This is a genomic window from Pyrobaculum islandicum DSM 4184, from assembly GCF_000015205.1.
Classification (GTDB): Archaea; Thermoproteota; Thermoprotei; order Thermoproteales; family Thermoproteaceae; genus Pyrobaculum; species Pyrobaculum islandicum.
The window spans coordinates 704431-725458 of record NC_008701.1 but is presented as its reverse complement, the minus strand read 5'-3'; the positions used below and the strand labels follow the sequence as shown (position 1 = coordinate 725458).

Here is a 21028-nt window from a genome sequence, read left to right as displayed (position 1 = left end):
ATAACTTGTGAAGGAGCTTGAGAAGGTAGTAGATTTAGCTAAAAGAGCCGGCATGGGATCTGTTAAGTATGTCAAGTGGAGCTACTCGCTTGCGTCAGATACATACCATGTAAAGATATATCTAGTAAAGCCGTTAGAATGGAGGATTCTTAGTGAAATTATTAAAGAGGTAGAAAGGGTGTTTTCGGTAAAAATATACGTTCCTCATGCTCGCGTGTTGCGGTTAGATCTTAGGAAGAAGTGAGAAATTTTATTAATTCGGGACTTGTACGCTATATGCAAATTAGATGGTTCGGTCATGCCGCGTTTATACTAGAAAGCGGTAGTTTAAAGATATTAATTGACCCATGGATCTCCAATCCTCTTTCGCCGGTTTCGCTACAAGACGTAAAAAATCTAAAGCCAACCCATATATTGGTTACACACGATCATTTTGATCATTTAGGCGATGCCATAGATATAAGTAAAGCTACTGGAGCGCCTATTGTTGGCACCTATGAGCTAACGCTTGAGGTGGCTGAGAAGGGTATACCCGAGGCTCAAACTCTGCCTATGAACATCGGCGGTACTATTAAGTTAGGCGATGGCGTAGAGATATATATGACTCAAGCTTTACATACAGCAAATAGAGGCGCACCGTCTGGTTTTGTAATAGCAACGCCTGAGGGCACTGTTTATCATGCCGGCGACACAGGGCTTTTTAAAGATATGGAACTTATAGCAGAGTTGTACGACATAGACGTGGCTTTATTGCCGATTGGAAGTGTTTTCACCATGGGGCCGCGTGAAGCCGCAATAGCCGTACAGTTGTTAAGACCTAAAAAAGTTGTGCCGATGCATTATAATACATTCCCACTTATAAAACAAGATCCCGAAGATTTCAAATCGCGGGTAGAAGCTATTTCACGTGTAAAAGTCTATCTAATGAAGCCAGGAGATACGCTCAGGATATAGCTTTTGTCACATTGGTAAGGCTGTCATCTTTTTTATTTAAAATATTTAAAACACATTATGAATATTATGATGCGTAGATGTGCGTAGCGGGCAGCGCCTGAGGGTTGATGATCTCATCTCGAGGCGAAAAATCGTGTTATGCTACGTTTTGTAAATCAGCAAGAGTTCCTAAGAATGTCATGTCTGTAAGATACACTTCTATATTTTCTGCGTTCCACTCTATGTGTTTAAGAATTGTGCGTCCGCTAGAGATTAGTTGTGGTATTTCTTTAACGTCTACTCCAGTTATAAGTGGGTGAGCGGCCGGCAATATAACTATGCTTATCTTACCCCTTCTTTTACAAGGCTCGCCGTATAGAGATTTACAAAGTTTTGTGCGAGATGTGTATATTTTAAGTATTGCAGGTTCTTTAACTGTGTATCCGATCTCATCTCTAATTACGACAGCAGGATGTGTATGTCCCATCACGATTACTTCTGCTTTTTCTAAGTCTTGTGCCACCGGTTTTACATGGCCGTGGAGAAGTAGAAACTTATTGAGCAACACTCCGCGTGCTGAAGTAATTTCGACACCTTCTATGTCAGCTGCTATTTCCTGTAGTAATGAGTCATGGTTTCCAGGTATCAAAAGCAAGGGGACTTTCTTTGCTATAGCTCTGAGAAATGTCTTAACTTCGTCTATGCTTTCCCGCGGGATGGGAAGTTCGTGTTTTACATCGCCAAGAATTGCAACAGAAGAGACATTATGAAAATCCGCGAGTTCTAGGATCTTTTCTACCAGTCTGTTAGTTTGACTGATTATGTTTATCCCTCTTTCTCTTCTAAGTTCAACTTCGTAACCAACGTGGGTATCTGCTAATAGCAAGATTTTTTCATGTCGAAGTGGCAAAACTACACCGCGCACGTCGTACCACGACTGTATTTTTTTAAGTTGAGATACCATAGGGGTTTTGTGTATCTCCCTAACTCTTTCTTGGCCTCTCCCTGGGGGGCTTGGGGGTCTGTTTTGGGTGTGCCGGGGCGGGGGGTGGGTCTTATGTGGCCGTAGGTCGTCGATTTTCTCCGTCTGCCGCCCGGGGCCGGCGTCGTTCATGTGGGAGGTGTAGTTGGGGGGTTAGGTGGTGGTCGCCGAGGGGGTTGTTTCTAGCCCCCAGTACCTCTTCTCCGCCATGTCATGGGGGCGCTGTCTCTATGTGCCCCGAAGCCGCAGGTGGGGCAATGCATTACGCGGCCCCTCTCCTCCGCCATCTTAGCTCCACAACGGGGGCAGACCGTGCTGTAGAGTCGCTCCTCTACATATGGAATGCCGTACCACTGCGCCTCTTCAGCTGGCCGAGGCCGTCTAGGAGGTGTTTCTTCTCTCCGCCCCCCTCCTTCAGCTCTCGGTAGCTCTCCTCCTCCACTGCGTCAACTACGACGGCGGCTTGGTGCTCTCTGGCCAACTTTATGATCTCGCGGGCGGCGTTTATAACGACGTCGCGGATTACGCCGTAGCGCTTTGTCTCAAGTTTCCACAGCTGTCTTTGGAGATCCAACGCTCTGCGTGGGTCTCTGTCCTCGTCCACACGCGCGAGAGCTCTACTAAGCCGGCTTATGTGGGCATGAATCCTCTCAAGCTTCCGTATCCGCTCTTTCTTGGGGAACTTCTGCAACTCCACAACTCTGTCGTCGGCCACGAGGCCAACCTTTATGTAGTGGTCTAGGCGGTTCCGTTAAACGCCCAACTGGGAATCAAAAATGAGAAAGACATAAGCAGAGTCGTCTTTGTCGACCTAAAGAGCGGCGTTCTCAGAGTGCGGAAGTTGGGCATACCGCCGTTTGTTGTAAAATTGAAGAAGGGCGACATCTCTTGGATCAGAAAACGGTTGGAGGAGGGCGCCAGACTCAAGTTGGCGTTCTTGGGCGTAGGAAGACGGAAGGGCAAGAAAAAGCCGACCTATGACAAGCTCTACGTCGCCCCCGTCTTCACTAGAGAAGTGGCGCCGGAGGTAGCCCAGCTGTCAATAAAAACGTGGACGGGGTGAAAGTCCCTAGTCGCAATAGCCTAGGGACAAGCGGCAAGAAATTATGAGGTCTCTAAGAGATAAAGAGGGAAAGGCCTTATGCAACTCTCTTTTAATAAGCTTTGCAAAGTTCTTTTCTTGAATCTATTATTTTTTAACAAAAGTTTTGCTATTATGTATAAAAGAATATTGTTATCTATTTTCAAGTGCTGCTTTTAACAGGCCTAGAAACACTGGCCGCGGTCTTGTGGGTCTAGACTTAAACTCTGGGTGGAACTGTGTTGCAATAAAGTAAGGATGTCTTGGTAGCTCTATAATTTCTACTCTCCTCACATCTTTTCTCCATCCAGACACAACCAATCCTGCTTCGATAAGTTTAGGCAGATAGGAGAGGTTGACTTCATATCTATGTCTATGTCTCTCGGTAGTTACTGAAGTATTGTATATAGACGCCGCCAGCGTATTCGGCATAATTTCCACCTCTCTATCGCCAAGAATCATGCTACCGCCCATTACATTTACCTCCCGTTGCTCAGGCGCGAGGTGTACCACCGGATGTGGGGTCTCTGGATCAAGCTCTGTAGAGTTGGCCTCTCTGAGGCCTAGGACATTACGGGCGAACTCCACTACTGCCAACTGCATGCCGAAACAAATGCCTAAAAATGGTATTTTTTCAACTCTGGCATATTTTACACATTCGATCATGCCCTCGGTGCCTCTTTTGCCGAAGCCAGGTAGGACAACCATGGCGTCTATGTTAAGTTTGTATAACATGTCGGGGTTCTTCTCTACTTCTACAGAGTTTATCCATACGAGCTCTGGTTTTGTATCTAATGTAGCGCCAGCGTGTTTAAGTGCCTCAATAATACTGAGATAGGCGTCTGGAAGTTCGACATATTTTCCACACATGCCAACAGACACCTTATACCGAGGCGATGTAAGTTTTGATATAAACTCTTCCCACTTTTTATGATCCGGCTCTTTTGATGCCAAACGTAACCTCTTGACTAAAAAGTCTCCCATGCCCTGTTGTTCAAGAATAAGAGGCACTCTATAAATCGTGTCTACGTCGTAGGAATTAAATATCGCATGTGGAGGTACATGAGCAAATAGCGCGATTTTCTTCACAGAGTTGGCGTCGATGGGTTTCTCTGATCTGACAACCACAGCGTCTGGCTGTATGCCATACCTCCTAAGTTCTGCTACACTATGTTGTAGAGGCTTAGTTTTGAACTCCCCTGTCGTCTTTAGGAATGGCACTAGTGCCACGTGTATAAATATCACGTCATCGCCAAGTTCTAACCTCAACTGTCTCACTGCCTCTAGAAACGGCAATTGTTCATAATCTCCTACAGTACCCCCTATCTCCACTAGAGTTACATCATAACCTCCACTAGCCTCTATAATTCTTCTCTTAATCTCGTCTGTTACATGGGGTATTAACTGTACTGTTTGCCCCAGATATTCGCCCCTTCTTTCTTTTTCAATTACAGAGAGATATATTTGGCCCGAAGTTATATTGTTCTTCTTTGACAGCTCTACGTCGAGAAACCTCTCGTAGTGGCCGAGGTCAAGGTCTGTCTCACCGCCATCGTACGTCACAAATACCTCGCCATGAGCATAGGGATTCATTGTGCCAGCATCTACATTGATATAGGGGTCTATCTTTATAGCGTTTACCGATATTTCACGCGCCCTCAGTATTCTTCCTATACTTGCCACTACAACTCCCTTGCCTACTCCAGAAAGCACGCCGCCCGTGACAATAATAAGTTTCGGCACCATATAGAGGAGATATGAGTATAAAAACCCGGCGGTCTTGTTTATCTACTATCAAGATACGTAGCCAGACCGGTTACGACTACTCCCTGCGTCACAAAGAGCGAAATTTGCTCCCAGTAATGAATCCTTGTCCTTAGGCGATCGACAAAACTACAGGGGCATGACTCCCTGTATAGAGTTGTCCATCTCGATTATAGTCGAGTTCTTGAGAGACAACTAAACTATTATGAAGGGGGCATTATTTTTATATTTATGGACTTCCATAACTATTGGTGGAGAGTTGAACCCACGCGGTATTGATGACGAGAGCCTGCCCAACGGTGGCGGGCGCTGACACGTGTTTTTATACCTCTCCAACCCTTCATACATGCCTATTATCGAGATAGGGGGAGTAAAGGTGAGATTTATCTCATGGCCCGAGGGGATAACTTTAAGCGAAATTTTAGCAAAGAAAATAGAGGAGTCTGGATACAAGCCTGAGGTCATCATTGCAGTTTCTCGCGGCGGTCTTGTCCCAGCGCGTATAATAAGTGATGTTTTAGGGATTGACGATATAATATCAATAGGAGTAAAATATTGGGGGCTGGCTCAGAGACGTGCTGAGAGACCGATAGTCTACCATAACGTAGAGCCAGGCGTAGTTAGAGGTAAGTCTGTCTTAGTAGTTGACGAAGTAGCCGACACAGGGCATACTTTGATGACTGTCAAGAATATTCTTGATTTAGTAGGTGCTTCGGAGACAAAAACAGCGGTGTTACATCTAAAGACAACCAGTAGTTATGTGCCGGATTACTATGTGGAGAAGATTGAGGAATGGGTTTGGATTTCGTACCCCTGGAGTCGCTATGAGGATCTCCGGGAATTCAAAAAACGGGGATTTGATATATCTAGGTATGTAGAGAAGATCTGTTAAAGATATAAACCACAGCCCAGGGTATTTTAAATGAAGTGGCTTCACCTCGCTGATCAATGATGTGTCCTTTAAGTACGGATCTAGATTTCTCTTATCTCTTCGTATCCACAGTTAGAACAATATAGTCTTTCTGTAACCGTATATCTGCTATCCACTATTTTCGCCGTTCTCTCTATCACCTTTAGGCGGGAGAAACACCGGGGGCATGTGTAGGCGCTAGGCCGATAAACACCGGCTTTAGATAGTATTCTTCTGACTTCATATAAGGAAAGTCCAAACGCTCTGGCGGTTTCTCTTAATGAAGCGCCTGAAGTGTACATTTCCACTACAGCTTGTGTTATGTCATTTCTTTTCTCTGCCACATTCCAGATCTTGCCTCTTGCTCTCGCCCTTTCGAGTGCGATCTTAGTTCTTTGTCGTATGAATTCTCTCTCCATAGTGGCCACAAATGCAAGAACTGCGCGAAGAAACTGACGGTAAACTCCGTCGAGATTCTGAAGCGCTTGCTCTCTTTCCGACGCTGATACAACTACAAGACCCAGCTTGTTTTCCACGAGATCTAGTAGTGTGAAGAGTTCTTGAAAAGAGCGAACTAATCTCGAAATTTCATATACTAAAAGCACCTTGGGTCTCGGCTCTAACTTATCCACTTCTGTCGCCATCTGTTTAAATGCGGGTCTTTTCCAAGGCTCAACAACCCCCGATACCCCTACATCTATATAGTGTTTAAGTATGTATAAGCCGCGTCCACTCGCCCATTTCTCTAAGAAGTCGCGTTGGTTCTCTGGGTCTTGCTCCTCGGTAGATACACGTATATACGTGATTGCGGTAATCAAGACCTATGTCTGCTCTCCCTTCCCTCTTTTAGATTGTCCACTCTTAGGTTTACGTGGCGTTTTTACTTCCTGAGGCGGCTGTAGAGGCGCGATAAAATAGCCAAGAGGCCAACCATAAACCCGATCTCTACCTTCTGTAGATGTAGTATGTACGTCTATATATAGCGTATTTCTAAATATAAGAGGCTCCTCTAACCACACCCCAATTCGCTCTGGGTAGTAAGCAATAGGTTCGACAAACCATTCATATACTCTTCCGTCGTGTATAAACCGTATAAAATCTAGATACTCATCTGCGTTATAAAACCCCCATATTACAAGAGTTGATGCTGGCGGTAGAGTTACAGTTATTCTGCCAACCTGCAGAGTATAGCCAAATTTATCGGCCTCCCCCCCGTAGATATGTTTTGGCTGTATAGGCTCTAATCTCCCACCGGCTTTTCTTGCATGTTCCCGCGCAATTTCATACGCTCTTTTTATAACTTCTACTGCCTCGCCTCTATTAAGCGGGAGGAACCACACGACGTAATGATTATACACATATTTAAACAATACACTGAGTGGCGTAAAGACGTTCTGAGATGCCGAAAGTAATATAATAACTTGCCACATAATAACTGATAGACATATAATAGACGAGGTAGGCGTAGCCTATGACTGGATTAATTGCGTTAACTATAATAGCTATACTAACAGCACTTGCTCTAAGAAGAGTACGTGACAGAGTATTAACCGCTTTAGCAGTTGCGGGTTTAGTCTTAATATCTATCCCTGCCGTGACTATAAATGGCGATATTGTAGAGAGGTTAGTAGCGACAATCTACATGTATGCACCCTACTGGGAATATTTAGTACCGGTTGTCTTCTTTACATTAACGCTACTTCCTGGTAGAAAAAGCGGCCGCAAGAAAAAGCGACATATCAACGGCGAAATAGTTACCGTCTAGAGGAGTAGACTAGAGCTAAAGCGGCCAATAGTGCTAATACGAGAGGTAGCCAGAGACTTTTCCCCTCTACATCTTCTCTAGTACTTGCTGTATATATAGTTGAAGCAGTTATATTTTTGCTTTCAGACGCTGAGAAAGTCGGGCGTTGATATACCACTTCGCTCTTTGAGGTACAAGCGACGTCCCCCATGGCTGTCGAATATACAGATGCCATAATATAGTAGGTCAAGGCGTTTTGCGTTCTAGTTGGTTGCTGGCTGTAATAATCGCCAAATTGGAGATAGCTGAGAGGCAGTGTGTTTGTATAGCCGCACCGCGCAGCACGCGCCATATTTATTAACGCCCTGTCTTTTGCTATAGAAAGATACTTGTCTGACGCAGATGCCATGAGAGCGGCGGCAGATTCGGCAATGATCTCTATAGAGTTAGCCATAGACGCGAGATATAGTCTCTTGCCGTAAAGATCTTCGGCGAGCTGTACGGCGGTTGAATAATCGCCAATAGTGACGCCATATGTCGTCTCTAAATACGCATACATAGCTTTGGCGTAGTCTAGATACATCCTGGCCGCCTCTGCTAATCCACTCTCATTTACAGCAGGACCGTAGGCCATTTTACGAGCTTCCTCAATCCACGGCTTTAGCGTGACTGCGCGGGCATACATAACACCTGGTTGAGGCGACGTTGAGTTAGCCTGTAGATATACCTCATATATTCTGGTGTACGCCGCTACTACGAGATCTATGTTGTTAATAGTTATGGGGATTTTAGAAAGCTCCCTCTCGGCCTCTTTAGCTAGCTGGAGAGCTTGATCATAAAGTGTTCGAGCCATCCTCCTAGAGGAGGCGGCTTGGTCGCTGTAGTAATTCACAATGCCTTGGTATATTAACGATGCTGCTGTGTAGTAGTCGCCTTTAGCCTTTAACTCTTCTATTAGGGATGTGTCTACATACCCCCTACCTACTGTCTGGTTGTAATATCGGTATACTGCATCAAAGAGGTTTTTAGATATCTCTCTAAACATTGTGTCATCTACCACCGACGACCGTGGTGTTTCAACTCTATAACCAGTTAGGTAATATATGGCCTCTTCTACAGTTCCTACCTCTATCACTCTGATGCCACGTATGCCACTTGGCTTTTCGCCAATTGGAACGAGAACGGTCTTTATTCCTCTCTCCGCCGCTGCGGCGACCTTTTGTGAAACGCCGCCCACGGGGCCGATTAGCCCGTCGGGTAGTATTATACCAGTCATAGCCGTGTCGTTTCTAAGCTGTAGACCATTCATGAGGGCAAACATAGCCACAGTAATATAGCCGCTGGCCGAGGGGCCGCCTACTTGTGCATCGCTTGCGAGCACTCTCAATAGAGCTGTATAATTTATATATGGCTTGCCAGAGTATCGAGCTGCAACATATAGGGCTATTTGAGCAGACGGGCCAAATCCCTGTCCTGCTTCGGGAACTCCCGCCACATAGGCCCTCCCGTCGCCTGGCGTCAGAAGTGTGACCCTTATGGGCAAAACGGCGCCCCCAGAGGGCCCTACTGCTAAGGCATTGATCTCCACTGAGGCGATCCTTACGGTGTAAGCTTGCCATAAAGCCAGCGTAAGCGCTGTGGCGATTAAAGCTAGCACAAATGCCTTTCTCATGTCACCACCCTCCGCGCACTGTATAAAAAAGTAACTCACTGCACGTCCTTAAGTTTATCAGCGTTGTAACTCAGAGGAGGTCGTGGTGCGTCACATTTCCGTATTGCCTGGCTCATCACTTATATATTTATCATAGGTGGCTTTATATGGATGTAGCTGTTTTAAAAGCTGCAGAGTTGGTACATAAGTCGGCGTTTTGTATAGCATTTACGGGGGCTGGAATCTCTGCTGAAAGCGGCGTACCCACTTTTAGAGGTGCCGGAGGATTATGGGAGAGGTATAAACCAGAGGAATTGGCCACACCTGAGGCTTTTGAACGCAATCCAGAACTTGTCTGGAGATGGTATAGATGGAGACAGGAGTTAGTATATAATGCCAAGCCGAACCCCGGCCATTTGGCTTTAGCAGAGTTAGAGAATTTAGGAGTTATAAAAGCGATTATCACACAGAACGTAGACGGGCTCCACCAGAGAGCTGGTAGCAAGAACGTAGTGGAGCTACATGGCTCTCTCTGGAGAGCTAGATGTGTAAAATGCGGCCTAACGTATAGATTAGAGCGCCCAGTGGAGGAGATACTCCCCAGATGTCCCAATTGTGGGGGTCTATTGAGACCAGACGTTGTATGGTTCGGCGAGCCATTACCTCAAGATGTGTGGAACAAAGCCGTAGAACTAGCGCATAAATCCGATGTAGTTTTAGTAATCGGTACTTCCGGCGTTGTATATCCCGCGGCGTATATACCACACATCGCAAAAAGAAATGGAGCGTTAGTCATAGAAATTAACACAGAAGAATCCGCTATTACCCCAATCGCAGATATATTCATCAAGGGGAGAGCTGGTGTAGTACTTCCGGCGTTGGTTAGAGAAATAAGGAGGAGGCTCAGCACCCGCCATGGGTAACGTCACGTCTCACGCCAGCCATCGGCTCTTCACAGCCATGGCACAAGGCTATCTAGTGTTTTTTAAATGTCCAAGTCAGACAATAAATACAAACACCGCTAGGTTTGTGATTGAGACTGGCGTATATACTTACGCCGGCTCTTGTGGCGTATCGTGTAAAAAGCGTATACTACGACATCTTGAACAGCCGGCCAGAAAGAGGTGGCACGTAGATTATCTACAATGTGAGACATTATATGCAGTTGTTGTGCCTTTTAGCGAAAGAGAGTTAGCGAAGAAGCTTGCGGAGGTTTGCGCTTATGTGCCACACTTCGGCTCTACAGACGATCCGGAGTCTCCCAGCCATTTATTTCGCTGTAACTTAGCCGAAGTTGTGCGCTATATCGGTTTGACAGTATAGGGTAAAGAGTTAATCAATTTGGCCAGGCCATTCTCTACGAGGTACTTAACAAAGGCGATGCCTTCCTCTGATAATCTAAGGGGGTCGCCCCCACCTCTAGCGCAAAGAGCTATCTTATATGGGGTTTTTTCACCTAAACATTCGACATATCTCCTTACTAATCTCTTGAATGTAGTATTGAGAATATCTATATACTCCTCTAGAGGTTTCCTTTCGCCGCGACCTGTATAAGCTATGTAATCTCTTAGTTTTCTTAGAGAGGCTAGAACTCTTATAAACGTGTTGACGCTAACGATCCAACTGTCAAGGTCGCCTACAAATATAACATTGTCTATACTATAACACGTGTGTCCCCAAGTATGAGAACCGCAGGGTATCACTCTAACCGACAAATCGCCGAGATCCACCCACCCTGCTGTGAATTTATATACCGTGCCGTTGAAAGGCGCTGTAGACACGAATGGCTTGTAATCTCTTGGCGCCCCAGCGCGTTTTAGTACAACTTCTGCGTACCTCGTCGCTCTATGGGCATCTGCAGCCATCCCGTACTCTATCGGGTTTATTATCACTATTTTTGCTTTGCGCGCTCCTGACACATGTCTCTCGTGGTGATGCGTCACTAATACGATATCAATGTTAACATCTTCAGGTGTGTCTACACCAAAAAATCCGTCACACGCCCATCCAACACCAGCTCTTGAAAACACCGCTTTTTATGTAAACCTTATTTAAATAATGCGTCAACACATATGTGAGTTGGGTTGAGAAGTTTCTCGTAGACGCTGAGAAAATGTTCCAAATTCCGCGAAGTGAACTAGAGAAGTTTGTTACATATATGACAGAAAATCCTGAGAAAGTCCAAGAGTGGGTCGAGAGACTTCAAATATCGACCATCGACTTCATAATGCTGGTCGCGGTTTATACATTATATAAAACAGAAGATAAGGTGCTAAGCATGCTTTCAGATATGGAACTTAAAGTAGATGAGACAATAGGGCTCGTGTCTACAATCATAGCCAACCTACTTAATGTACTCCCGCCAGAGGATAGAAAGCCTATCCTTGCCCAGTTGATACTGGCAACAGCCCTTCAGCTAGAAGATGCTGAGGTTAGAACCTCGCTTGCGGAGTATGTGAAAACTCTTCTCGAGAGGTGAAACCAAGAAATTTTTAACTCACCTTAGCCCAGTGGTTAGCCGCCGTACGGTGAGAAGATGGCAACTGAGACGTTTGCTTGCCCCTCCTCAAGTGCGAAACGACCTCCTCAGCCAGCGAGGCGAACTTAGAGCCGAGCTCTCTCAGCGCTCCGGCGGCGCGTGCAAGAGCGCTTTCGACGGCCTCTCCGGCAGACCTCAGCGCCTTGGCTAGAGAAGACAAGAGGCTCCTGTAGTAGCCGACGTAGTTCGCCGCCTCTGCCTCCAGCCTGTCGGTGACGCTGTGGGCATATAGGGCGAGGTAGTGCTTCCTGCCTCGACGATATCAGCCAGGTGAGACTGCGCCAACTCGAAGTACTTCGGATCCGGCGGCGTCTGCAGAGCAAGCGACGCCGTGTGTACAAGCCAAGCGGCGTTGTAAGCGGCGGCCTATCGCTGCAGAGCCTAAGGCCGAAGGTCTGCCCCGGCGGTGTTGTGTCCACAGAGGCGCCGTCAAGACGGCGCTTGTCGGGGGCAGCGTGGCTTCATAGGGAGAGTTTCACCAGCGCGTGCCGTATAATTAACTAAGAATTATTATATCGGAGACCCTTGCGTATATCTCTCACGACAGCCTTGTATTATGGGACAAATTTTTTAAAATACAACTTTTTCTATCCTGCCGCCGTAGCTCAGCCCGGTTAGAGCGGCGGAGGACTCGAGCGGGTCCGCCGAAGCTGTTAACCCGTAGGCTGGGCTTCAGGCGGAAGTCCCGGGTTCGAATCCCGGCGGCGGCGCTTTCGTATTTATATATGTGCCCTAAACTTATAGTGTCTTGGAGTAAGATACTAACTAGAGAGGGCTGGGCTGTTATTCAACGTGGTTTTGTAGCAACTCTATGGCCTCCAATCCCAGTGCCTATAAATAAGTTGGCCACATTTACAGATAAAAAGGTGAGGGCTGTTATAAACTACGTCACTCTTGCAAAAGACACATTGATGCCTCCAAAACTAATTATAAAGGCAAATGACAGAACATATGAGGTGCAATTAGTTGAGATGTACGAAGCCTATGGCTTAGTAGACGGAGTTCCGCATCTAGCGATGGTAAATTGTTGGTCTGAGAAATGCGACTTGTCTCCACTCTACGCACTAGCATATCCCACAGGTATAAAAGAGGTAGTTTATGGTTATATAAATGCTGAAGTATATGAGCGTTGGAAGCCTTTAGACCGTCAGCCAAGCCCAAACGCGTTGAAAATACTAGGCGATGTAAAATTAACACAGTGTCTAGTTGAAAGTCGCTATATGTCTATAGAGTGTGGCGAGTCTGTAGAAGATGCGATTCCTCTAATAGCGCACTTTTTGCCGAGGATTTAAAAACTTCGACATCTATATTTTGTGTGAAATGTAAGATTTTAGTAGCAGATTTAGATGGCACGTTGACTCTGAGTAGAAACACCTACGAGCTTTCCGTAGAGGCGCTTTTGGCTTTACGTAAAGCCCGCGACAGTGGCTTAAGAGTTGTACTAGCCACGGCTAACGGTCTAGATTTTGCGCTTACTATAGCTAGGTATTTGGGTGTTCGTGACGTAATTGCCGAAAATGGCTGTCTTATTCACCTTGATGGAGTGACGTACGAGCTATGTTCCGGCGATATGTCTATAGTAGATAAGGTAATTATTTCAACAGGGGCTGTTATACCGAGTCCTCAGAATAGATGTAGAAAGTACGATATGGCATATATACCTCTTGTTAAAGACACGCTAGAGAAAGTAAGAGCTGTTGTTGGTACTGGCTACATTGTCGAGTCTAGTGGATATGCAATACATGTAAGACCTGCCGGAGTAGACAAGGGAGTTGCTGTCAGTTGGCTCTGTAGAAAACTCGATGTCTCGTGCCATCAAGTTGCTACGGTTGGAGATAGTGATGTAGATGTAGGGATGTTAAGTATTGCATGGGGTATTGCCGTTGGTAATGCCACAGAGGCTGCCAAAAAAGCTGCACGTGTGGTTGTCGAAGAGCCAAGCGGCCTTGGCTTTAAAGAAGCCGTCAACCTAATTCTCTCAGGAGACGCTTGTACCCCTTAGTATATATACGTCGAAAGGCCCTATTTCTTGTCTTTCGGCATTTTTAAATGTGCTTCCCTTATAGTTAGATAGCCCTAGAGCGTCTATGAGCGCGTTGTTTAAAAACGTCACTATCTTGTCTCTTGGAATTATGTAATATATCTCGTTTGCAACATTCTGTAATAGCGCTAAATCTGCGCCTCTTTGACACACAATAGCTGTTTCAAATTTTCCATATTTTTCAGAAATCTCTCCCAACTTCTCTAGAGACATGTTCTCAAAGGCGTAGAAACTGGCTGCGGCGAGCTCTCGTCCAATAGGTGCTGTGGCTAAGGGAATTAGAGAAAGTCTATCTATCTCTAGCGCAATTATGTCGTCTCTTTCTTCTACAATAACTAAGTCTCTTCCAGCAATAGACATAAGCTCAGAGGAGAAGCCGCATGGGAACCACCCAGCTACGAGAGTTAGGCCGCCGTATTTCAATAGCTCCTGTACTATAGTTATACGCATTGTTTGAAAAGCCGAGGTGTAGATATAGAGCGCTCTTTGAATATCTTGATTTATTCTATCGAATTTCTTGCCAAGTATTAGATATGGAAAAATTAGTTGTTGAAATAATGTCGATACAGCTTCTGCAAGCGGGGATAACTCTTGAGGGGATACACGTCCCCCCTTTCTATATTTATCCCACTTTTTCTGAAGGACGCCAATATCTACAAAGAAGTCTATGAGAGATTTAACACGGGGACTTGGCTTTATCTCCTCTAACTCTAAGAGGAAAGCCGATATAGGCGTGGAAACTATACCTGCTATAATGTCATCACGTGGGATCATATATTTTCTCCTATTGGTCTGTATAAAATCTCTATGTTGTCTTTTAGAGCAGACATATAATATACCTTAGACGCACCAACTGCAACTGCTATCTCATCTCCCTCTACGAAAAGCCCTAGCTCTTCTGCTAAGTCTCGTTTATTGCCAACTAATACTACTTTTCTATATGGCTTAATACCTCTATCTAGCAGTGCGCTGTGAAGTTCTGCAATAGCATAAAGCGAGGATTGATCAGTTAAGTCGTACATATAGATCATTAGATCGACGTAAAACGACCAAGCTCTAGAGAAGTTTCTCGCCACCTCAGTAGCCACTTGGCCTGGTACATCTATAAAATCTATCTCTTTGTCGCCTAGATATAAGCGGTATATGCCGGGCCTAAGAGTCGCCCTGGGTTTAAGTGAAAGACCTAGTAGTCTAAATACGTAGGTAGTTTTTCCAACTCCGCCGACGCCTAATACAGCAACTGAATACCGTCTCACGGCAAAGATTGGAGCAAATTCTCGACTTTAGCTCTTAGCTCTTCTAGTGTGTTACGGATAGTCTTTAGTCTGATGCAAAACTCCCATTTTGTCTCTCCCGTTATACATCTCAAAGTCTCAACGTCTATTTTTGCAACTGACACGTATTAGCCAGAGACCAAAGATATATATGAATAACCCATAGGATAGGACCGCTATTATTATAACCACATCGCCGATTGTAAAACCGCCGATAATCCTCTTTCTAAGAAGCGGTAGCATTACTGAGCCTGTTGTAAACAGTAGGAGAAGAGCTGCGTAGGAGGTTAATACAAGATATAGAGCTCTTTTCATATGGGAAGTTGTAACGCCTTAATAACCACGACAAGTATCAATGTTAACGCTGAAGTTACGCTAGTTATTAAAACGAGAGATTTGAATATATCATATTCCGTCATAGGCCTATCGGCTACTATTAACCTCACTAGCGATATTATGGGCGAAGAGCAGTCTTGCGAAACTATGCCGTTAACGAGCATGGTCGGCCTTTGTATCTTCTCACGCCTTCTGATACCTCCTGAAGAGAATATAATTAACGCCCCATTTACCACAAAGGGGAGGGCTGCCAAAATTAGGTAGGGAACCATGTCATATATCACGGCTAGAGTTGACAAATTGGCCCCCAAAAAATAGCTACCCACATTACCATTGAATGTCTTGGCGGGATAGCGGTTATAGAAATACAATGCGGCAGAGGCTGCCACATGTACTGCATATAAAGAGACAGCCTCTATCTGTCCTCTGATAATAGAAATAATGGCTAGAGTACTCCCAATTACTATATTTGCAACTGGAAGAAAGCCATTAACAGGGTCTAGCATATTAAAGGCATTTGTCAAAATAGGTATAGCTAATACAGCTAGCCACCCAGTGGCGCCGTAGAAAAGCCCTATAAACGGCATAGTTAACCTTAGTTTATTCTCTAAAGCCCGTGCCAACATCAATGCTAGAAAGAAGGGAACAAACACTCTTACATATTCACTAACTCCTTTTATATCGTCTAAAAGGCCTAATATGCCTGTGAGTATTATGATAATGAGTAGGGGCAACACATCTCTAGATTGGGGTAAAACTATCATGTAGCCAGAGACGGCGGAAACCATAGCGATAAGGCCGCCGGCGCGAGGGACGCCGTCGATACCTTTGTAGATATCTCGCGACGTCAGCCCTATCTTCCTCTGGTAAGAGATCCACCAGTTGCCAAAAAGAACACCTATGACAAATGTGATAGCTATGGAGAGAGTTTCAATTAACATATCACAAAGCCTTAAGTAATATCGGTAGCACTAATGTTGCCTCTGCGAATATATACACGGATTTTGCCGTCGGTTTAACTTTCCCCCAACTTATAGCTTCTTTCGGTCTAGCGCCACTAAGTGAGCCGTCGTATTCTACGGCAGTTGAGATATATACGACATAGTCTAATCCTCCCTTAAACTGGGCCCACCAAATTACGTGATGCTTACTAATGCCGCCGCCTACGATTAAGGCAGCCAATTTCTTACTGTTGTACACCAATTCTCTCAACATTTCCTCATCTTTTAAAACGTCTATGTGTAACCTAAGTCCCCCCCTTCTGGCTCTTGCCAGCTCGTTACATGTTAACAACGCAGTGCCAACTGCGCCATCTACAAGTCCTGGCACAAATATCCTTACGCCAGCTCTAGCCGCAGATCCCAATATTGAGTCTTCAGGCATTTCTCTCCCAAATTCCTCGGCTATTTCATACGTGCCAAGAGATCTACCGCCTAGCTTTTCACAGAGCTTAAGTACAAACCTCTCTACAAAGGGGCCGTACTCCTCTCTCTTGATTACAACATTACCAAGCCTGTGCAATCCTCTGTTTGCCAACTCTACATCGTCGAGGTCAAAAGAAGCTGGAGAGTACACAGCCCCCATGGCTTTTGCTATATCGTGGTCAAGCGCCCCAGCTGTGGTTATTACTACGTTAAAAAACCCTTTTCTCAATGTCTCGGCGATAATTTCCCGTAAACCTGTGGCTACTAAGTTGCCTGTAAAAGAGAGAAAGCGTAAATCTGCCTCTTTAATAGCCTCTTTTAGTATATCATAGGCCTCTACAACGTGGAGAGCTTGAAATCCGCCAACTTTTCTATATAGCTCTATAATCTCCCTCATTTAATGATCTTCACCTCTTCAACAACACCTATTTTCTTTAGTTCTTCTATTGTTTCCCTTATTTTTCTAATTGTAACGCCCAGCTTCAAAGCAATTTCCTCGAGTGAATGTACTCCATCTATGAGCTCTGCCACTTGTCTGAGCCACTTGTCCTCCAGAGCTTTGTTTTTACCTGGGAGTGGTATTTCTTTGCCAGGTATCTTATAGAGGAAGAGCTTGTGACTACGCCAATCTTCATATATCTCCTCTATGACAATAGGGCGCCACCCTGGCACTTCAAAATCGTGGGTAACAACTCTTGCCGCAGGTCTTAACTCTTTCTCAAGCTTAGGTCTTAACCGCTCGTTGACGCTAGTCAAAAGGTACATTGTTACTACATCTGCATCAGTGAGAGGTACATCGTAGAAACTCGCGTTTATTATTACCGCTTTATCAGATAGGCCTAGGTCTTTGATACGTGTCATAGACTGTTCGTAAACTCGCGTTTATTATTACCGCTTTATCAGATAGGCCTAGGTCTTTGATACGTGTCATAGACTGTTCGTATAGATCTTTCCTAATTTCAACTCCCACAGCCCTAGCTCCGAACTCTTTCGCGGCTATAATAACAACTCTCCCATCGCCAGACCCTAGATCATATACAACCTCTCCTGGCTGGACTTTAGCTAATTGAAGCATTCTACGGACGACTACCTCCGGTGTTGCTACGAAAGGCACATCGTACATAAAGCCAACGACGTCAGTATTATATAAATTTATTAAGGGGAGATCCCAGAGCCAAGGGGGTGTCTCGTTCATATATCGCCTTAGGTTGAAAACTTTATAAGCTGTAAAAAACTTAGCGACGTGCCACATAGATCTCGTCACAAAAAGGGGCGTTCGAGATCTGTAAGACCCGCCCATCCAACAGTGCCTACTTGGATACAATATACACCAGACGAAGTTGAGCAATTAGTTGTGGAGTTAGCACGTCGCGGCTTTCCCCCTTCGCAAATTGGAATAATCCTAAGGGATCAATATGGCATCCCTCTTGTAAAGCCTATAACTGGCAAAAAACTTACAAAAATTCTAGAAGAGCACGGTATAAGACAAGAGATTCCGGAAGATTTGTTAAATTTAATAAAGAGAGCCTTGAGAATTAGAAAACATTTAGAGGAGCACCCCAAAGATATGGCGTCTCGAAGGGGGTTGCAACTTGTAGAGTCTAAAATACATAGATTGATAAAGTATTACAAGAGAGTTGGTAAGTTACCAAAGGAATTTGTCTATAACCCTGAGGCTTTGTCTCATCTGGCGACCTAGCTTTAAAAGTACTTGGGCTATTTCTACGTGGATTTCAAAAACTTCGTCATTGACCACATCGACAGGGTGCTAGAGTATCTAAAACAAAATCCGCTTATTATTTACACTAGAAGATCCGTAGACGCATATCTCGCTACTTATGCTTTAATAGAAGCCTTTGGCGAGACTGCGCAACTATCAGTTGTAGATTGGCCGCCCAAAAGCGGCATCTGCATAGGATTCAAATGTGAGGGGATGTATATAACAGAGCGTGAGGTTGGCATAGACAACGATAGATACAATGTCGAATTTACATCTATAAGTCATCTTGTTGCTATAATCATACAATCACTTTCTCCGCTTGAAGAACATATACATAGGGCGCTCTATGCAGGTCATTACTCTTGGTCTGTTGACTATTGTGAATATAAATGTCCAATTCCCAAAGAGCTTTTAAAAGGAGATGAAAAACTGGCAATAGTCTTTCCATTTCTCGACACTTTACCTGTGGAAAAGGCCTTATCGCTATCTACCCTGCCTATACTCCCGGGGATCACAGGGCGTGGGGCAGAGAACTCAAAGTCTATAGCTTCCATGTCGTCTGAGGAAGCGGTCTCCCTTTTAGACCGGGCTCTTGGCGTGGTTTATAACGAGGGTTTTCATACCGCCGTTTTTGACAAGGCAATAAAGCCTTATTCATTTACGTATAAACCGGCAGATATTGCGATAAGAATAGAGGCCGATTTAGCAGGCTTTATTAACAGAGACATAAGCGTCTACGTTTCAAATCTTGCGGAGACTTTCTATCTGCTTTTGAAAAAAATAAAGGATAGCGTTATAACAATTCAAAATCCATTCTATATCTACAAAATTCCGCCATATTTATCCTATTATATGAAATTAACAGAGTGGATTATACTAAGATACGAAACTACAAGAGGCTTTATTCTTGCAGTGATACCTCCTATGAACAAGAGAGATATGCTAAAGAATTTTGCAAATGTGTTAAGCGAAATCGGCCAGACACTAGTATTTCCAACGCACTTCATAGCTTATATCGAATCAGACAAATATGCCGATTTTCTAAAGATATATGAAGAAGTTAATAAGTAGAATAGAGACGCCACTAGATTGTATCTTTAAAGACGCGCTAAGTCCAGATGATATAGAACTTCCAGAAGATATGGAAATACATTACGTTTGTACAAACGACCGGCTCCATATACTCATTTACTATACCGTTGAGAATCCCGAAGATATTTTAACTCTAAAGAACACGATAGACGACATAGTTAGGGCTCTTCAACTTATCGAAAAGTCTATTCCTCGGTAATCTTGCCGCTTGGAGGCCGTATATATTTTCTTAAATCTTCGGCATATTTCTCTAAGTTTTCAGAAATATAAATAGGCGCACCTACTCTTACAGCAAGTGCCACAGCGTCGCTGGGCCTTGCGTCAAAAGTATGCGTTTTTCCCTCTTTGTCGCGTATGTATACAGTAGCTGTGTATGTATTAGACACCAGCGCGTCAATAGTAACTTTCTCAATAACCACGCCCAGAGCTTCTAGGATATCAACGAATAGATCATGGCTTAGGGGGCGGGGGAAGTCAACCTCTCCAAGCCCTTTTTTTATAGATAAAGTCTCGGCAGATCCTATAATAATAGGAACCGCTCTATCACCCCACTCATCAGCCCCTATTAGCATTATGCCCACAAGCTGTCCATAGGAATCAACAGTCTCTATAACGCTGATAAGCTCCGCCTTGAGATATCTAACCATTGCATAATAAGTATCACATCTTTAAATCCTTTTACCGTCTGTCCCTAGGCTATTGCACCTAGGGACTTCCTCTCCGCCTACGTCTTCATCGGTATCCAAGACACCTCGGGTGTGGGGCCCTTCTTAGCCTGCGTTTTCTTCCATTTCTTCTTCGGCCCTTTGCCATTCTCTTCTAAGTCTTCCATAGAGAATAGTCGGTTTAAAGTCAGCAGAAGAGCTGTCTCCCCACCGCCCTCCTCTAAACCACGGCGTTAAAACGCCATAGGAGTTTTATTGGAAAAGCTCAGTGGGCAGACACGCCGCCCGGCATGTACAAACGGGGGATGGCCTAATTGTACAACATGCGACAGACTTAGCGGACTAGAAAAAAGTACAAGATGTAGAGGGGGATGTAAGTATGACAGACATGCTAACGGTAATTATTGGGTGCGGATCTTTACCTCAAGAATCAAGTTTAATATAACGGGCCCTACCTATGTCATGACGATAGGTGATGAGAAACGGCTTATGACATGGTGAAATGTCCTAAACCAGGCTGATTAATCGCTCTCTCTCTCGGCTTCTTGTAGATTTTCGAGTAGTTGTCTTCTTAACTCCTCTACCTCCTCCTGGTCGTACTCAATTTTTCTCTCTTCGGCGACCATAACTCCTCTCTTTCTCTCTTCCGACACTTCTGACCGTTGCCTATAAGCCTCTTTTGTTTTTTCTGTAAGTTTTACCTCATAGCCGCATTTTGGACATTTCAGTACCGTGATGCCGTCTTTTTTCTGCGGGATCATCAAAGTTCCGTCTCTAGGACAAAACCGCATTCCTATGGTTGTAATATTAAGTATTTAAGCCTTACTTCTTCCATCTATAAAAACATTTATAGTCTATATATCATAATTACA

28 protein-coding genes, 1 tRNA gene and 2 pseudogenes are annotated in these 21028 nt (G+C 44.6%); 14 read left to right on the top strand and 17 right to left on the bottom strand.

Annotation, left to right across the window (positions count from 1 at the left end):
• Positions 1 to 7 precede the first annotated feature (7 nt).
• Both PISL_RS04140 and PISL_RS04135 read left to right on the top strand, forming a co-directional pair.
• Entirely contained in the window at positions 8 to 244 is a 237-nt protein-coding gene (locus PISL_RS04140) for a hypothetical protein (RefSeq protein ID WP_011762556.1), read from the top strand.
• Between the two features lie 32 nt (positions 245 to 276).
• Positions 277 to 954, top strand: coding sequence for a metal-dependent hydrolase (locus tag PISL_RS04135; protein ID WP_053240313.1), 678 nt, complete (start codon positions 277 to 279; stop codon positions 952 to 954).
• Positions 955 to 1090: 136 nt separating this feature from the next.
• Here PISL_RS04135 and PISL_RS04130 read toward each other — a convergent pair whose 3' ends face one another.
• The 3 genes from PISL_RS04130 to PISL_RS11665 form a co-directional block, all read right to left on the bottom strand.
• The gene (locus PISL_RS04130) at positions 1091 to 1858 is read right to left on the bottom strand and encodes a metallophosphoesterase (RefSeq protein WP_053240312.1); all 768 of its coding nucleotides are present in this window, start codon (positions 1856 to 1858) and stop codon (positions 1091 to 1093) included.
• A 239-nt stretch (positions 1859 to 2097) separates the two neighbouring features.
• Entirely contained in the window at positions 2098 to 2259 is a 162-nt protein-coding gene (locus PISL_RS11670; RefSeq protein WP_425331204.1) for a zinc ribbon domain-containing protein, read from the bottom strand.
• On the bottom strand, positions 2247 to 2630 hold the full coding sequence (locus PISL_RS11665) for a hypothetical protein (protein WP_011762553.1): 384 nt from the start codon (positions 2628 to 2630) through the stop codon (positions 2247 to 2249). Before PISL_RS11665 ends, PISL_RS11670 begins: the two co-directional genes overlap by 13 nt.
• Positions 2631 to 2657: 27 nt before the next feature.
• Between PISL_RS11665 and PISL_RS04120 the strand changes: the two are divergent.
• A pseudogene (locus PISL_RS04120) lies at positions 2658 to 2939 on the top strand (hypothetical protein); the annotation flags it as partial.
• Positions 2940 to 3149: 210 nt separating this feature from the next.
• Here PISL_RS04120 and PISL_RS04115 read toward each other — a convergent pair.
• Positions 3150 to 4739 (bottom strand): CTP synthase, encoded by a 1590-nt coding sequence (locus PISL_RS04115; protein WP_053240311.1) that lies wholly within the window; start codon positions 4737 to 4739, stop codon positions 3150 to 3152.
• Between the two features lie 367 nt (positions 4740 to 5106).
• Here PISL_RS04115 and PISL_RS04110 point away from each other — a divergent pair, with 367 nt between their 5' ends.
• Entirely contained in the window at positions 5107 to 5652 is a 546-nt protein-coding gene (locus PISL_RS04110; protein WP_011762550.1) for a phosphoribosyltransferase, read from the top strand.
• 80 nt (positions 5653 to 5732) lie between these two features.
• Here PISL_RS04110 and PISL_RS04105 read toward each other — a convergent pair whose 3' ends face one another.
• Together PISL_RS04105 and PISL_RS04100 are read right to left on the bottom strand one after the other, a co-directional pair.
• Positions 5733 to 6488 carry a recombinase family protein gene (locus tag PISL_RS04105; protein WP_011762549.1) on the bottom strand — a complete coding sequence of 252 codons (756 nt, stop codon included), beginning with the start codon at positions 6486 to 6488 and terminating at the stop codon, positions 5733 to 5735.
• Between the two features lie 3 nt (positions 6489 to 6491).
• The gene (locus tag PISL_RS04100) at positions 6492 to 7028 is read right to left on the bottom strand and encodes a hypothetical protein (RefSeq protein ID WP_011762548.1); all 537 of its coding nucleotides are present in this window, start codon (positions 7026 to 7028) and stop codon (positions 6492 to 6494) included.
• Between the two features lie 113 nt (positions 7029 to 7141).
• On the opposite strand from PISL_RS04100, the gene PISL_RS04095 reads away from it, so the two are divergent.
• Positions 7142 to 7435 (top strand): hypothetical protein, encoded by a 294-nt coding sequence (locus PISL_RS04095; protein ID WP_011762547.1) that lies wholly within the window; start codon positions 7142 to 7144, stop codon positions 7433 to 7435.
• Here PISL_RS04095 and PISL_RS04090 read toward each other — a convergent pair.
• A complete protein-coding gene (locus PISL_RS04090; RefSeq protein ID WP_011762546.1) occupies positions 7425 to 9086 on the bottom strand; it encodes a S16 family serine protease in 1662 nt (553 codons plus the stop codon). The two genes, PISL_RS04095 and PISL_RS04090, sit on opposite strands and share 11 nt — an antisense overlap.
• 146 nt (positions 9087 to 9232) lie before the next feature.
• On the opposite strand from PISL_RS04090, the gene cobB reads away from it, so the two are divergent.
• Both cobB and PISL_RS04080 read left to right on the top strand, forming a co-directional pair.
• Positions 9233 to 9988: an NAD-dependent protein deacetylase gene (gene cobB / locus PISL_RS04085; protein ID WP_011762545.1), complete on the top strand. Its 756-nt coding sequence runs from the start codon at positions 9233 to 9235 to the stop codon at positions 9986 to 9988.
• A gap of 37 nt (positions 9989 to 10025) precedes the next feature.
• Positions 10026 to 10388 carry a GIY-YIG nuclease family protein gene (locus PISL_RS04080; RefSeq protein ID WP_053240540.1) on the top strand — a complete coding sequence of 121 codons (363 nt, stop codon included), beginning with the start codon at positions 10026 to 10028 and terminating at the stop codon, positions 10386 to 10388.
• Here the strand turns inward: PISL_RS04080 and PISL_RS04075 are convergent.
• A complete protein-coding gene (locus tag PISL_RS04075; protein WP_011762543.1) occupies positions 10367 to 11095 on the bottom strand; it encodes an MBL fold metallo-hydrolase in 729 nt (242 codons plus the stop codon). The two genes, PISL_RS04080 and PISL_RS04075, sit on opposite strands and share 22 nt — an antisense overlap.
• A gap of 44 nt (positions 11096 to 11139) precedes the next feature.
• On the opposite strand from PISL_RS04075, the gene PISL_RS04070 reads away from it, so the two are divergent.
• Positions 11140 to 11544, top strand: a complete 405-nt coding sequence (locus PISL_RS04070) for a hypothetical protein (protein ID WP_011762542.1) — start codon at positions 11140 to 11142, stop codon at positions 11542 to 11544.
• Between the two features lie 13 nt (positions 11545 to 11557).
• Here the strand turns inward: PISL_RS04070 and PISL_RS10665 are convergent, their stop codons facing one another.
• Complete coding sequence (locus PISL_RS10665; protein WP_167827617.1) at positions 11558 to 11764, bottom strand: hypothetical protein; 207 nt, start codon at positions 11762 to 11764, stop codon at positions 11558 to 11560.
• Between the two features lie 434 nt (positions 11765 to 12198).
• Here PISL_RS10665 and PISL_RS10660 point away from each other — a divergent pair.
• From PISL_RS10660 to PISL_RS04060, 3 genes are all read left to right on the top strand, one after another.
• A tRNA-Asn gene (locus tag PISL_RS10660) sits at positions 12199 to 12314 on the top strand.
• A 33-nt stretch (positions 12315 to 12347) separates the two neighbouring features.
• Positions 12348 to 12896 carry a hypothetical protein gene (locus PISL_RS04065; RefSeq protein ID WP_167827616.1) on the top strand — a complete coding sequence of 183 codons (549 nt, stop codon included), beginning with the start codon at positions 12348 to 12350 and terminating at the stop codon, positions 12894 to 12896.
• A 23-nt stretch (positions 12897 to 12919) separates the two neighbouring features.
• Positions 12920 to 13606 (top strand): phosphoglycolate phosphatase, encoded by a 687-nt coding sequence (locus PISL_RS04060; protein WP_011762540.1) that lies wholly within the window; start codon positions 12920 to 12922, stop codon positions 13604 to 13606.
• Here the strand turns inward: PISL_RS04060 and PISL_RS04055 are convergent.
• The 6 genes and pseudogenes from PISL_RS04055 to PISL_RS04030 form a co-directional block, all read right to left on the bottom strand.
• On the bottom strand, positions 13583 to 14419 hold the full coding sequence (locus tag PISL_RS04055) for a hypothetical protein (protein WP_011762539.1): 837 nt from the start codon (positions 14417 to 14419) through the stop codon (positions 13583 to 13585). The genes PISL_RS04060 and PISL_RS04055 overlap by 24 nt on opposite strands.
• On the bottom strand, positions 14416 to 14901 hold the full coding sequence (locus tag PISL_RS04050) for a Rab family GTPase (RefSeq protein ID WP_011762538.1): 486 nt from the start codon (positions 14899 to 14901) through the stop codon (positions 14416 to 14418). Before PISL_RS04050 ends, PISL_RS04055 begins: the two co-directional genes overlap by 4 nt.
• Positions 14902 to 15018: 117 nt before the next feature.
• Positions 15019 to 15234, bottom strand: a complete 216-nt coding sequence (locus tag PISL_RS04045; protein ID WP_011762537.1) for a hypothetical protein — start codon at positions 15232 to 15234, stop codon at positions 15019 to 15021.
• The gene (locus PISL_RS04040; RefSeq protein WP_011762536.1) at positions 15231 to 16196 is read right to left on the bottom strand and encodes an MraY family glycosyltransferase; all 966 of its coding nucleotides are present in this window, start codon (positions 16194 to 16196) and stop codon (positions 15231 to 15233) included. Before PISL_RS04040 ends, PISL_RS04045 begins: the two co-directional genes overlap by 4 nt.
• 1 nt (position 16197) lies before the next feature.
• A complete protein-coding gene (locus tag PISL_RS04035) occupies positions 16198 to 17076 on the bottom strand; it encodes a deoxyhypusine synthase (RefSeq protein ID WP_011762535.1) in 879 nt (292 codons plus the stop codon).
• Positions 17073 to 17874, bottom strand: a pseudogene (locus PISL_RS04030) (SAM-dependent methyltransferase). Before PISL_RS04030 ends, PISL_RS04035 begins: the two are co-directional and overlap by 4 nt.
• Before the next feature lie 48 nt (positions 17875 to 17922).
• Here PISL_RS04030 and PISL_RS04025 point away from each other — a divergent pair.
• Genes PISL_RS04025 through PISL_RS04015 form a run of 3 tightly spaced genes read left to right on the top strand, consistent with a single transcriptional unit; the run spans position 17923 to position 19690 of the window.
• Entirely contained in the window at positions 17923 to 18378 is a 456-nt protein-coding gene (locus PISL_RS04025; RefSeq protein WP_011762532.1) for a 30S ribosomal protein S15, read from the top strand.
• A gap of 27 nt (positions 18379 to 18405) precedes the next feature.
• The gene (locus tag PISL_RS04020) at positions 18406 to 19470 is read left to right on the top strand and encodes a hypothetical protein (RefSeq protein ID WP_011762531.1); all 1065 of its coding nucleotides are present in this window, start codon (positions 18406 to 18408) and stop codon (positions 19468 to 19470) included.
• Entirely contained in the window at positions 19451 to 19690 is a 240-nt protein-coding gene (locus PISL_RS04015; RefSeq protein ID WP_011762530.1) for a KEOPS complex subunit Pcc1, read from the top strand. The genes PISL_RS04020 and PISL_RS04015 overlap by 20 nt, the downstream gene beginning before the upstream one ends.
• Here PISL_RS04015 and PISL_RS04010 read toward each other — a convergent pair.
• Together PISL_RS04010 and PISL_RS04005 are read right to left on the bottom strand one after the other, a co-directional pair.
• Positions 19677 to 20138: a bifunctional nuclease family protein gene (locus PISL_RS04010; protein ID WP_011762529.1), complete on the bottom strand. Its 462-nt coding sequence runs from the start codon at positions 20136 to 20138 to the stop codon at positions 19677 to 19679. The genes PISL_RS04015 and PISL_RS04010 overlap by 14 nt on opposite strands.
• A gap of 539 nt (positions 20139 to 20677) precedes the next feature.
• Positions 20678 to 20947 carry a DNA-directed RNA polymerase gene (locus PISL_RS04005; RefSeq protein WP_011762528.1) on the bottom strand — a complete coding sequence of 90 codons (270 nt, stop codon included), beginning with the start codon at positions 20945 to 20947 and terminating at the stop codon, positions 20678 to 20680.
• Between the last annotated feature and the right edge of the window lie 81 nt (positions 20948 to 21028).

What these genes read in the sequence shown, in the direction of transcription:
- PISL_RS04135 (WP_053240313.1), top strand. Translation starts at nt 277, where the DNA reads ATGCAAATTAGATGGTTCGGTCATGCCGCGTTTATACTAGAAAGCGGT.
- PISL_RS04110 (WP_011762550.1), top strand. Translation starts at nt 5,107, where the DNA reads ATGCCTATTATCGAGATAGGGGGAGTAAAGGTGAGATTTATCTCATGG.
- PISL_RS04095 (WP_011762547.1), top strand. Translation starts at nt 7,142, where the DNA reads ATGACTGGATTAATTGCGTTAACTATAATAGCTATACTAACAGCACTT.
- PISL_RS04090 (WP_011762546.1), bottom strand. Translation starts at nt 9,086, where the DNA reads ATGAGAAAGGCATTTGTGCTAGCTTTAATCGCCACAGCGCTTACGCTG.
- cobB (WP_011762545.1), top strand. Translation starts at nt 9,233, where the DNA reads ATGGATGTAGCTGTTTTAAAAGCTGCAGAGTTGGTACATAAGTCGGCG.
- PISL_RS04080 (WP_053240540.1), top strand. Translation starts at nt 10,026, where the DNA reads ATGGCACAAGGCTATCTAGTGTTTTTTAAATGTCCAAGTCAGACAATA.
- PISL_RS04055 (WP_011762539.1), bottom strand. Translation starts at nt 14,419, where the DNA reads ATGATCCCACGTGATGACATTATAGCAGGTATAGTTTCCACGCCTATA.
- PISL_RS04045 (WP_011762537.1), bottom strand. Translation starts at nt 15,234, where the DNA reads ATGAAAAGAGCTCTATATCTTGTATTAACCTCCTACGCAGCTCTTCTC.
- PISL_RS04040 (WP_011762536.1), bottom strand. Translation starts at nt 16,196, where the DNA reads ATGTTAATTGAAACTCTCTCCATAGCTATCACATTTGTCATAGGTGTT.
- PISL_RS04035 (WP_011762535.1), bottom strand. Translation starts at nt 17,076, where the DNA reads ATGAGGGAGATTATAGAGCTATATAGAAAAGTTGGCGGATTTCAAGCT.
- PISL_RS04015 (WP_011762530.1), top strand. Translation starts at nt 19,451, where the DNA reads ATGAAGAAGTTAATAAGTAGAATAGAGACGCCACTAGATTGTATCTTT.
- PISL_RS04010 (WP_011762529.1), bottom strand. Translation starts at nt 20,138, where the DNA reads ATGGTTAGATATCTCAAGGCGGAGCTTATCAGCGTTATAGAGACTGTT.
- PISL_RS04005 (WP_011762528.1), bottom strand. Translation starts at nt 20,947, where the DNA reads ATGCGGTTTTGTCCTAGAGACGGAACTTTGATGATCCCGCAGAAAAAA.